This window comes from Arthrobacter sp. D1-29 (assembly GCF_054130585.1).
This window is the reverse complement of record NZ_CP096383.1, coordinates 1,028,125-1,038,841: the sequence shown is the minus strand read 5'-3', so window position 1 is coordinate 1,038,841 and position 10,717 is coordinate 1,028,125. Positions and strand designations below refer to the sequence as shown.

The following is a 10,717-nucleotide window of genomic DNA, read 5'->3' as shown; positions in this document are numbered from 1 at the left end:
CCGCCGGTCAGCTGTGGACTGAGGCGAGTTCCGCCGTCGGGCTTTCCAGTTTTGCCTCAGCGGCTCCTGACCGGGACGCTGGTTGACGTCCTGTCCCTGACCCCGATCCTGGCTCCGCCCTGCGTGCGGCTTCCGCCTCCTGCACGTCAACGGTGCGCCGCAACGGGCGTTCCTTGATGAACAGGACAGAGATCAGCGCCACGAGGCCCACAGCTGCCGAGACGAGGAAGACTTCAGCGGTGGCATCGCCATAGGCCGCCCGCATGATCTCGCGCACCGGCTCGGGCATGTGGGTCAGGTCCATGCTGGTCCCTGCCGGGCCGCCCTCCACGGCAATGCCCGCCGCGCTGAGTCCCTGGCCGGCAAGTTCGCTGACCCGGCTGGCCAGAACGGCACCAAGAACCGAAACACCAATGGCACCGCCCACGGACCGAAAGAACGCCACCGACGCGCTGGCCGTACCGATGTCAGCGGCCCGGACGGTGTTCTGCACGGCCAGGACAAGGTTCTGCATCAGCATGCCAAGTCCCAATCCCAGGACCGCCGTGAAAACGCCTGCGTGCCACAGCTCGATGGTGTGGTCCATGGTGCCGGCAAGGCCGAGCCCGCCGATGAGCAGGATTGAGCCGGCCACCAGGTAGCCCTTCCACCTGCCGGTACGGCTGATCAGGAGGCCGGACGCGACAGAGCCCACCAGGTTGCCGGCGATCATGGGCAATGTCAGCAGCCCCGCTTCGGTGGGGCTGGCGCCGCGTGCCACCTGGAAGTACTGGCCCAGGAAGGTGGAGGAACCGAACATGGCCACGCCTACTGCCACCGAGGCAAGGATGGCCAGGGCGGTGGTCCGCTCGGAGATAATCTTGAGCGGAATGATGGGCTGTTCCACCCTGGACTCCACCAGGACCAGCAGGCCTAGGAGCACCACGCCGCCGCCCACCATCAGGGCGGACTGCCAGGAGATCCAGCCGTAGTAGGCGGGGTTGCCGGCGAAGGAGACCCAGATCAGGAGCAGGCTGACGCCGGAGGTGAGCAGGATGGAACCCAGCCAGTCGATCTTTGCGGGGCGCCGGACGTGCTGGATCTTCAGGGTGATCTGCAACAGGATCAGGGCCACGATGGCGAGCGGGACGCAGACAAAGAACGTCCAGCGCCAGCCCAGCGGGCTGTCCACAATGAACCCGCCCAGGAGCGGGCCGCCGGCGGTGCCCACTGCCATCACGGCGCCCATGTAGCCGGAGTATTTTCCGCGGTCCCTGGGCGGGATCATGGTGCCGATAATGGCCTGGGCCATGGCGGTGAGCCCGCCCATGGCCACGCCCTGGATCACCCGTGCCGCCAAAAGCAACGGGATGGTTTGGGACAGTCCCGCCATGACGGAGCCGGCCACGAAGACGACAATGCTGAGCTGGACCAGCAGCTTCTTGTCGTAGAGGTCGGCCAGTTTTCCCCAGATGGGCGTGGTGGCTGCGTTGGCAAGCAGCGCAGCCGTGATGACCCAGGCAAAATCCGTCTGGGTGCCTTTGAGCTCGGACATGATGGTGGGCAGCGCATTCGCCACAATGGTGCTGCTGAGGATGGCCGTGAAGAAGGCGGCGAGGAGCCCGGTCAGGGCTTCCATGATCTGGCGGTGGGTCATCGCCACGGGTGGTGCTGCAGCCGTTTGGCTCGACATGTGGATACTCCTAAGACGTGGTAACTGACGAACGTCCGGCCGCCTTTGCCCGGGCTGAAGTTTTGAGGGAATCGGTGAGTTTCCGCAGGGTCTTTGCTGCTTCCTCGGCATCCTCCTGGCTCCATTCCCGGAGGTAGTCCTGCAGGGCCGAAGTACGCTGCTCCTCGATGTGGCGCAGCTTCTCAGAGCCCTTGGAGGTCAGCGCAACCAGCTGGGCACGGCCGTCGTCGGGATCCTGCCGGCGGATGACGTACCCCTGCTCCTCCAGATCCGCGATATGGCGGCTGAGGACCGGGGCACTGACGCCCAGCCGCTCAGCGAGCCGTGTGGCGCGGGTCTCCCCCTCCCCCACGAACCTGAGAACGCCCTGCAGCGCGACCCCTGTTTCCTGCCCGCGAAGGCTCGCTGCTGCCACGCAGCGTACCGCCCCCTGTAGATCAAAGATCTGGTAGACGAGCTCTGCCGCGGTATTCGGCGCAACTGCCATGACTGGACGTTCCCTCCTTGTTTGCCTAAGGCAACTATATAGCTAAAAGGTTGCTTTAGGAAACTAATCTGGTGAAGGGTGCCTTAAACACAAGCGCGAACGGACACTTGAGGCCCCAAATCCTCGCGGAAATGGGGCCTCAAGTGTTCGTTCGCGCTGTTGGGAGGCGGGAGGTCAGTCCTCCGTGTGGGTGGGGGCGAACATCTTGAGCAGGGTTTCGACGACGACGACGTTGGGTCCGTCCGCGGCGAATCCGGCTTTCAGCGCGTCCCCGACTTCTTCGGGGGCCACCCGGGTGGCCGGCACACCGAAGGCTTCGGCGAGCTTGACGAAGTCAGGGCGTGCGAGCTCGGTGGCCGTGGCTTTGCCGAAGGCGCCCACCATGTATTCGCGCAGGATGCCGTAGCCGCCGTCGTCCACAATCAGCCAGGTGACCGGGATGTTGTGCTGTTTGGCCGTGGCGAGTTCCGAGATGGAGTACATGGCCGAGCCGTCACCGGATACAGCCAGCACACGTCCCGGTTTTCCCACCGTTTCCAGCCCCACTGCGCCACCGATGGCCGCCGGATAGCCAAAGCCCAGGCCGCCCGCGCCCTGGGCTGAATGGAACTGGCCCTGGCGCGCATCCCAGCAGCTCCAGGCCCAATAGGACGAAATGGTCATGTCCCAAAAGGTCTGCATGTCAGGGGGGACAGCCTCGCGGATGTCCGCCATGAACTTCAGTTCCTTGGCCAGGTCCTGGGACTCGAGCCGGGCCTTGACCTTTGCCAGCGACTCCCTGACCAGATCCTCCGGGGTAACCCCGTGCCACGTGGGCGATGCTTTCCGATCCCGCTCCAAGGCCGTGTCCAGGGCCTCATCCAGGGCTGCGAGCGCCTGACCGGCGTCTGCGCGGATTCCCAGGCCCGGACGGTTGGACTCCAGCACACGCGGCTCGGCGTCGATCTGGATGATCCGGCCACGCGGCTCGAAGGTGAAGTAGTTGGACGTCACTTCACCCAGGGAGGAACCGATCACAACCAGGACGTCTCCATCCTCCAGGACGTCGGTCATGTAGCGGTCCTCGATCCAGGACTGCAGGGACAGCTCGTGGTTCCAGGGAAACGCGCCGTTGCCGCCGGGAGTACAGATGACGGGAGCCCTGAGCTTCTCTGCGATGGACAGCAGGGACTTCTCCGCCCGGCCTCGGCGGGTGCCGCCGCCGGCAATGATGGCCGGGCGCTCCGCCGTCGAGAGCCATTTCACTGCTTCACGGACCAGCTCGACGCGCGGCGGGTTGTCCGCCGCTTCGGCGAGGGCGTCCTCCACCGGCGGAACCATGATGGGATCCAGCAGGACGTTCTGCGGGATTTCCAGCCAGACCGGGCCCTGCGGTGACGAAATGGCTTCGGTCCAGGCGTCCTGGATGGCGGACGGAATGCCGGAGGCGTGCTGGATCAGGCGCTGGCTCTTGGTGACGTTTGCCGCCGAGGCCTTTTGGTCATCGAGCTGGTGGAGCATGCCCTTGCGCCGGGCACCCAGGCCCTCCAGGGGAATCTGGCTTGCCACAACAACCATGGGCACACCCGTTGCGTAGGCCTCCTGCAGTCCGGCCAGTGACGTCAGCGCACCCGGCCCGGTGGACAGGAACAGCACCCCCACTTCGCCGGTGGCGCGGGAATAGCCGTCGGCGGCAAAAGCCGAGTTGTTTTCCACCCGGGAGGAGACGAAGTGCAGATTGCCGCGGCCCATTGCATCAAACAGGCCCAACGCGTGTTGGCCGGGAATGCCAAAGACCGTTTTGGCGCCCAATGCTTCAAGGGTCTCGACGACGAGGTCCCCGCCGTTGCGCTCATCGGTTCCCTTATTTTCTCCTGCTCCGGCTTTGTCCCCTGCTCCGGTTTTATCCACTGCCCCGGCCGCGGCCGTTCCGGCGCCGTCATCGATCATGGGACTACTCCTTGCCGGCTGCCGCGAACCCGGCCGGCTGGCGGGCTTCCTGGCCAAGCGCCTGCGCGGCATAGCCGTTGGCTGCACCGAAACGGTCGCCCGCCACGGCATTGTCCGCCATCAGGGTCACCAGCTCGAACGCCACATGGCTGGCGGCGACGCCGGTGATCTCGGCGTGGTCGTACGCAGGGGCAACCTCGACGATGTCCGCGCCCACCAGGTTCATGCCGCGGAAGCCGCGGATGATTTCCAGCAGTTCGCGGCTGGTGATGCCGCCGGCTTCGGGGGTGCCGGTGCCAGGGGCGTGTGCAGGGTCCAGGACATCGATGTCCACCGAAATGTAGAGCGGGCGGCTGCCGATCCGGTCCCGGACCTTGGCCACAGTTTCCAGGACGCCCTGGTAGTAGACGTCCGCGGAGGTAACGATGCCGAACCCGAACCGGTGGTCGTCGTCGAGGTCCTTTTTGCCGTACAGCGGGCCGCGGGTGCCGATGTGGCTGATGGCTTCCGTGTCCAGGATGCCCTCCTCCACAGCACGGCGGAACGGGGTTCCGTGGGTGTATTCTGCGCCGAAGTAGGTGTCCCAGGTGTCCAGGTGCGCGTCAAAGTGGAGCATGGCGAGGGGGCCGCCGGCACGTTCAGCCGCGGCGCGCAGCAGGGGCAGCGCGATGGTGTGATCACCGCCCAGGGTCACCAGCTTGCTCCCGCCTGAGGTCAGGTCCAGGGCATTCTGCTGAACAGTTTCGATGGCCTCGTTGATATTGAAGGGGTTGACCGCCATGTCACCGGCGTCCGCCACCTGGATGTTTTCGAAGGGGCTAACATCCCAGGCCGGGTTGTAGGGGCGCAGCAGGCGGCTGGCTTCCCGGATGTGGTTGGAGCCGAAGCGTGCGCCCGGGCGGTAGGAGACGCCTGAGTCGAAGGGAACACCCACCACTGTGACGTCGGCTTTGGCCACCTGGTCAAGGCGGGGAAGGCGGGCATACGTCGCGGCGCCGGCGTAGCGCGGAATACGGGATGAATCGATGGGGCCAAGATTGCCGTTGGCTTCGATGCGCAGCTCTTCCAAAGGGAGGCCTCTCCTTCGAGGATTGATCAGCGGTTGTGACTGCCATCATACACCTGGGTTGTCCTATGTGCATCAATTGTTTACACGACACTCCCGAAGGGGAGAACGCGACGGCGCTGGGCAAGTGACGTCAGGGAGAGCGTCGAACCGGAGCCCCGGTCCGCCGTCGGCCCTGACGTGGCGGGCGGGCAGGCGGCAGTGGCAGCGGTGAAAGCAAGCGCGAGGGCGGCCACGGCGGCAGCTTTCCCACAATGTGCAGAGTGCATTATTTTCCCCAATCATGAACAGGGTCCTATGGAAAGGCAGGGCGTTGATGCCCTGTAACCCTGTTAATGTCCACTCAGGCCACGTTTATTACATCGCCTGGAGTAATTCGTCCAGAAAGATTAGGCAGTGCCTGCAGGGAAAACGGGACCTAGCGGCTGGCCGCCGGAACCAGGACCCAGAGCACCTCTACGGGCTTGTCGGTGGGGTTTACCCAGGTGTGGGGTTCACGTCCGGGGAATGTGACAGTGTCGCCAGTGTTGAGCTCATATTCCTCGTTGGTGAGGATCAGCCGGATGCTGCCCTTAATCACGTGCAGCACATCAACATCGCAGTCCACGGCATACAGCTCCGTCTCGCCGCGGCCATGCGGCTCAATCACGGCCTGGATGATCTGGATCCGGCGTTCCGAGCGTGCCGTCAGGAGCCGTTCCACAATCCCATGGCCGCCCAAGGAGATCCGCGGCCCGTCATTCCGCTTGGTGAGGTGCGTTTCGGGGGCGGCAAAAAGGTCCCCAATAGAAATGGACAACACCTGGCACAGGGTCACCAGGGAGGCAACCGACGGCGAGGTCAGATCCCGTTCCACCCGGCTCAGGAACCCCTTGGTCAGGCCGGTGGCGTCGGCAACCTGCTCAATGGTCAGCCGCTGGGACTGCCGCGCGGCACGGATTCGGGAACCAATGGCAACGGGAACGTTGCTTGGCTCAACTGGCAGTGCCTTCATGTGCGGACCTTTCATGGCCGGCAGCCCGGCCCCATCTCTGGAGCAATCCTAATGGCCACGAACCCATGTGACGCGGCCAGACCGCGGTGCCGGAAAAAGTGGGTCCCAGTCTTGACTGTTACCGTCGTCACAGCATACTCTCAGACAACAGATGTTGTCTCTGAGGCAATATGCGTCAGGCGATACGAGGAATTCCCTCAACCCCCAAGCCCCCCAGCGCAGCGGAAAACCGGCCCCCCAACTGCATCTCCGGTTTCCAGCAGATGCTGCCACCTCAGCTCCAAGGAGCCTCAAAATGGACGCTAACTTCGTCAACATCGCCATTGTGGTGGTGTACCTCATTGCCATGCTGGCCTTTGGCTGGTGGGGCAAGTCCCGCACCAAAAACAACAGTGATTTCCTGGTGGCCGGCCGCCGCCTGGGTCCATTCCTCTACACAGGCACCATGGCCGCCGTTGTCCTCGGCGGCGCCTCAACCGTTGGCGGTGTGGGACTCGGCTACAAGTTCGGCATCTCGGGCATGTGGCTGGTGGTGGCCATCGGCGCCGGCGTTCTGCTCCTGAGCCTGCTATTTGCCGGAACCATTCAAAAGCTCAAGATCTACACGGTCTCCCAGATGCTGACTCTGCGCTACGGCAGCAAGGCCACCCAGACCTCCGGCATCGTCATGCTGGCCTACACCCTGATGCTCTGCGCTACCTCCACCGGAGCTTACGCCACCATCTTCGTAGTGCTGTTTGGCTGGGACCGCGCCCTTGCCATCGCCATCGGCGGCGCCATCGTCCTGGTGTACTCCACCATCGGCGGTATGTGGTCCATTACGTTGGCGGACCAGGTGCAGTTTGTTATCAAGACCGTAGGCATCTTCCTGCTGATGCTGCCGTTCACCCTCAACGCGGCCGGCGGCCTGGACGGCATCCGCAGCCGGGTTGATGAAAGCTTCTTCCAGATGGACGGCATCGGTGTCCAGACCATCATCACGTACTTCGTGGTGTACACCCTGGGCCTGCTGATCGGCCAGGACATCTGGCAGCGCGTCTTCACGGCCAAAACCCCCAAGGTGGCCCGCTGGGGTGGCGCCACCGCCGGCATCTACTGCATCCTCTACGGTGTGGCAGGTGCCCTCATCGGCCTGGGCGCCAAGGTGGCCCTGCCGGACATTGACGTTGCCGCCGAAGGCAAGGATGTGGTCTACGCCGAAGTGGCGCAGAACCTGCTGCCCATCGGGATCGGCGGACTGGTGCTTGCCGCAGCCGTGGCAGCCATGATGTCCACCGCGTCCGGCGCCCTCATCGCCGCCGCAACGGTGGCACGGGCCGACGTCCTGCCGTTTGTTGCCAGCTGGTTCGGCAAGGACATCAATACCGAAGACACGGAGAACCCGGAGCACGACGTCAAGGCCAACCGCATCTGGGTCCTGGCGCTTGGCATTGTGGCCATCGTTATCGCCATCATCACCAAGGACGTGGTGGCAGCCCTGACCATCGCGTACGACATCCTGGTGGGCGGCCTGCTGGTGGCCATCCTCGGCGGACTGGTGTGGAAGCGCGGCACCGGCCTGGCTGCGGCCGCCTCCATGGCAGTCGGTTCCGTGGTGACCCTGGGAACCATGATCGTCCTGGAAATCAACGCCAAGGCCCCGCTGGACGGCGTCTTCGCCAACGAACCCATCTACTTCGGCCTGATCGCCTCGGCAGTGGTCTACGTTGCAGTGTCCCTGTTCACCAGGCCCACGGATGCGCTGGTAATGCGGAACTGGCGACGACGGGTGGCTGGCCAGGAAAACGAGGAAGTGCCGGTCCCCGTCACGGCGCCCTGACCGCCGGGCGGGCGGTTTCTTGAGAACTACGCTTCTTGAGAACGACGGCGGCGCCCGGGTTTCGCTCCCAGAGAACCCGGGCGCCGCCGTCGTCAGTCCTTATTCAAGGTCGTCAATCTCGCCCGTCTCGCGGTACTCGTCCGGATCCAGCGGGACGACCCGCTCTTCGGCGTCAACGACGGCCGGAGGCGCCGGAATGACCACTTCTTCGGTATCCAGAAACTCGTCCTCTGCGTCCCAGTCGTCATCAACAACCGGCGCATCCTCGGCGTAGTCATAAGCCGGATCGGATTCCACAGCATCGAGGTGCGGCATGTCCGGGTGCTGTCCGGTGGTGTTCATGATTCAACCTCCGTTTGTTCGCCTGACGTGCCCTTACGGCTGCGCGCTGGTGGGCGCCACACTTTCATCACAGCACCGGGGGTAGCCCGGGTCAAGAGCGCGGACAAGGCGCACGGGCCGGCCCCGCGGCCCGAAATTGAGGGAACCCGAAACGCTGGAGTGAGGAATACCAGCCAAAAATCGCCGAATTTCCGCGGTAAGCTTGCTTAGCAATGGGGCCGATCCATGCCCCATCAAGTCCAGGAGCCTTCGTGTTTCAGCACGCCAAATCCAATCAAGAGAACCCCGCCGCGGAGCATCAGCCAGAAGTCCCCACACCGGGCCCCGCAGCAGGTGGCAACCAAAACCACAAACCTGGATTCAGCGTCCCCGCGGAAACCATCCCTGCACGCCAGCCCACCCCCTCCGACATCCGACGGTGGCGCCAGTACTTGGCAGATGAACGGGCCGAAGCAGCCGTGTACCGCGACCTGGCGCAGAACAGGCAGGGCGAAGAGCGGGACATCCTCCTGGCCCTGGCGGAGGCCGAGGGACGCCATGAAGCCCACTGGCTGCGGCTGTTGGGGCCGCACGTGGGCAAGTCCCGTCCGGCGTCGCTGCGCAGCCAGCTCCTCGGATTCCTGGCGCGCCATTTTGGCTCAGTCTTTGTCCTGGCCCTCGCCCAGCGCGCCGAAGGCCGCTCCCCCTATGCCAACGACCCCTCTGCCACTCCTGCCATGGCAGCGGACGAGCAGATCCACGAGGAAGTGGTGCGAGGCTTGGCAACGCGTGGCCGCAACCGGCTGGCCGGCACGTTCCGCGCGGCCGTCTTCGGCGCGAATGACGGCCTGGTCAGCAACCTCTCCTTGGTTATGGGCATGGCAGCATCCGGCGTCGCGAGCAGTGTGGTGCTGTTGAGCGGCGTGGCGGGCCTGCTGGCCGGCGCCCTGTCCATGGGAGCCGGCGAGTTCGTCTCCGTCCGGTCCCAGCGCGAACTCCTGGCAGCCACGCGCCCCACCCAGATCACCCTGGCAGCGGCCCCCAAGCTGGACATCGAACACAACGAACTGCTGCTGGTGTACCTGGCCCGGGGAATGTCCCATGAAGCAGCGGAGCACCGGGTCGCGGAGCGCATGGGGCTGCTCGCCTGCGATTGTGATCCCAGCCTGTCCCTCCAGCCTGAACTGCCGGACACCACCGACCGGCACGAAGCCGTGGGCACGGCCTGGGGAGCCGCACTTTCCAGCTTTTGCTTCTTCGCGTCCGGCGCCATCGTTCCCATCCTGCCGTTCCTCGTCGGCCTGACCGGAGTGGCTGCCCTCGTGGTGGCCGCTGTGCTGGTGGGGATGGCGCTGCTGGTGACCGGCGGAATTGTGGGCCTCCTTTCCGGCACCTCACCCCTGACCCGCGGATTGCGTCAGCTGGCCATAGGCCTGGGCGCGGCCGCTGTGACCTACGTGCTGGGCCTGGCCTTCGGCACCGTGGTGGGCTAATGGCGAGCGTGGGTTAGTGGAGGGCCGCCCTCCCCGCCACTCGCACCAGGACTACCGGAAGCGAAGTACCGCGCGGGTCATCCGCAACCTCCTGCTTGTCGTGGCTTTCAGCGCAACGGCTTTCCTGGCGACCGGCCTGTTGTACAGTGATCCCCGCTTCGCCGGCCTGCTCGATGTCCGCATCGGCCCTGGCGCCCGGCCCCCCGGAGCCACCGGCGGCGTCCAGCCACCGGCTGAAGGACGCCCGGACGCACCGCCGCCAGGACTGGAAGAAGGCGGCTCCCCGCTGGGAACCCCGGAACCGCCCCCTGTCGCCAGTGATTCCTATGAGTTCCTGGCCGTTAACGACGACGGCACTCCGGTGGGCTACTCGCCCTGCCGGCCACTGCATTATGTGGTTAACGACCAGCTTGTTCCAGCCGGCGCCCAGCACCTCGTTCCTGATGCCATCGACAAGATTTCCGCGGCCACCGGAATCCGCTTCGTTTACGACGGCGCCACCACGGAGGTGCCGTCAAGCCAGAGGCCGCCCTACCAGCCGGATTCCTACGGGGACCGGTGGGCTCCCCTGCTGATTTCCTGGACCACCCCGGAGGTGGCACCCCAGCTCAAAGGCAAGGTCATCGGAACCGGCGGAAGCACGCATTACAGTTACGACGACGGGCCCAAGAGCTTCGTTACGGGCAGCCTCGAGCTGGACGCGCCCCAAATTGCGGACGAACTTCTGTACCCTGACGGTCAGCTCTACGCCACAGCCGTCATCCTGCACGAACTTGGCCACGTGATGGGCCTGGAACACGTGGACGATCCCCGGCAACTGATGTTTCCGGAGATCGGCACGCCGGAGGGCCTGTCCGACGGGGACCTGAACGGCCTGCATGAACTGGGCAAAGCCATGTGCCGCAAGGACCTGTAACGGGAGGACCTGTCATGGGC

At 64.8% G+C, this 10,717-nt stretch carries 9 protein-coding genes; 3 read left to right on the top strand and 6 right to left on the bottom strand.

Annotated elements, in window-relative coordinates; translation table 11 throughout:
* Positions 1–7: 7 nt before the first annotated feature.
* The 5 genes from M1E17_RS04895 to M1E17_RS04875 all read right to left on the bottom strand — a co-directional run bounded on the left by M1E17_RS04895 (position 8) and on the right by M1E17_RS04875 (position 6,148).
* On the bottom strand, positions 8–1,672 hold the full coding sequence (locus M1E17_RS04895; protein WP_457965836.1) for an MFS transporter: 1,665 nt from the start codon (positions 1,670–1,672) through the stop codon (positions 8–10).
* 10 nt (positions 1,673–1,682) lie between these two features.
* On the bottom strand, positions 1,683–2,159 hold the full coding sequence (locus M1E17_RS04890; protein WP_457965834.1) for a MarR family winged helix-turn-helix transcriptional regulator: 477 nt from the start codon (positions 2,157–2,159) through the stop codon (positions 1,683–1,685).
* Between the two features lie 174 nt (positions 2,160–2,333).
* Positions 2,334–4,088, bottom strand: a complete 1,755-nt coding sequence (locus M1E17_RS04885) for a thiamine pyrophosphate-binding protein (RefSeq protein WP_457965833.1) — start codon at positions 4,086–4,088, stop codon at positions 2,334–2,336.
* 4 nt (positions 4,089–4,092) lie between these two features.
* Positions 4,093–5,157 (bottom strand): agmatinase, encoded by a 1,065-nt coding sequence (gene speB / locus M1E17_RS04880; RefSeq protein ID WP_457965832.1) that lies wholly within the window; start codon positions 5,155–5,157, stop codon positions 4,093–4,095.
* A gap of 415 nt (positions 5,158–5,572) precedes the next feature.
* Positions 5,573–6,148 (bottom strand): helix-turn-helix domain-containing protein, encoded by a 576-nt coding sequence (locus M1E17_RS04875; protein ID WP_267277902.1) that lies wholly within the window; start codon positions 6,146–6,148, stop codon positions 5,573–5,575.
* A gap of 295 nt (positions 6,149–6,443) precedes the next feature.
* On the opposite strand from M1E17_RS04875, the gene M1E17_RS04870 reads away from it, so the two are divergent.
* Positions 6,444–7,967: a sodium:solute symporter gene (locus M1E17_RS04870; RefSeq protein ID WP_457965831.1), complete on the top strand. Its 1,524-nt coding sequence runs from the start codon at positions 6,444–6,446 to the stop codon at positions 7,965–7,967.
* 99 nt (positions 7,968–8,066) lie between these two features.
* On the opposite strand, the gene M1E17_RS04865 is transcribed toward M1E17_RS04870, so the two are convergent.
* On the bottom strand, positions 8,067–8,309 hold the full coding sequence (locus M1E17_RS04865) for a hypothetical protein (RefSeq protein WP_457965829.1): 243 nt from the start codon (positions 8,307–8,309) through the stop codon (positions 8,067–8,069).
* 251 nt (positions 8,310–8,560) lie between these two features.
* Between M1E17_RS04865 and M1E17_RS04860 the strand changes: the two genes are divergently transcribed.
* Both M1E17_RS04860 and M1E17_RS04855 read left to right on the top strand, forming a co-directional pair.
* Positions 8,561–9,781 (top strand): VIT1/CCC1 transporter family protein, encoded by a 1,221-nt coding sequence (locus M1E17_RS04860; RefSeq protein ID WP_457965828.1) that lies wholly within the window; start codon positions 8,561–8,563, stop codon positions 9,779–9,781.
* Positions 9,782–9,797: 16 nt separating this feature from the next.
* Positions 9,798–10,697, top strand: coding sequence for a matrixin family metalloprotease (locus tag M1E17_RS04855; protein WP_457965827.1), 900 nt, complete (start codon positions 9,798–9,800; stop codon positions 10,695–10,697).
* Positions 10,698–10,717: the final 20 nt, after the last annotated feature.

Bases quoted from the DNA above. Each gene is read 5' to 3' on its own strand.
- M1E17_RS04895 (WP_457965836.1), bottom strand. From the start codon at position 1,672: ATGTCGAGCCAAACGGCTGCAGCACCACCCGTGGCGATGACCCACCGC.
- M1E17_RS04890 (WP_457965834.1), bottom strand. From the start codon at position 2,159: ATGGCAGTTGCGCCGAATACCGCGGCAGAGCTCGTCTACCAGATCTTT.
- M1E17_RS04885 (WP_457965833.1), bottom strand. From the start codon at position 4,088: ATGATCGATGACGGCGCCGGAACGGCCGCGGCCGGGGCAGTGGATAAA.
- M1E17_RS04875 (WP_267277902.1), bottom strand. From the start codon at position 6,148: ATGAAGGCACTGCCAGTTGAGCCAAGCAACGTTCCCGTTGCCATTGGT.
- M1E17_RS04870 (WP_457965831.1), top strand. From the start codon at position 6,444: ATGGACGCTAACTTCGTCAACATCGCCATTGTGGTGGTGTACCTCATT.
- M1E17_RS04865 (WP_457965829.1), bottom strand. From the start codon at position 8,309: ATGAACACCACCGGACAGCACCCGGACATGCCGCACCTCGATGCTGTG.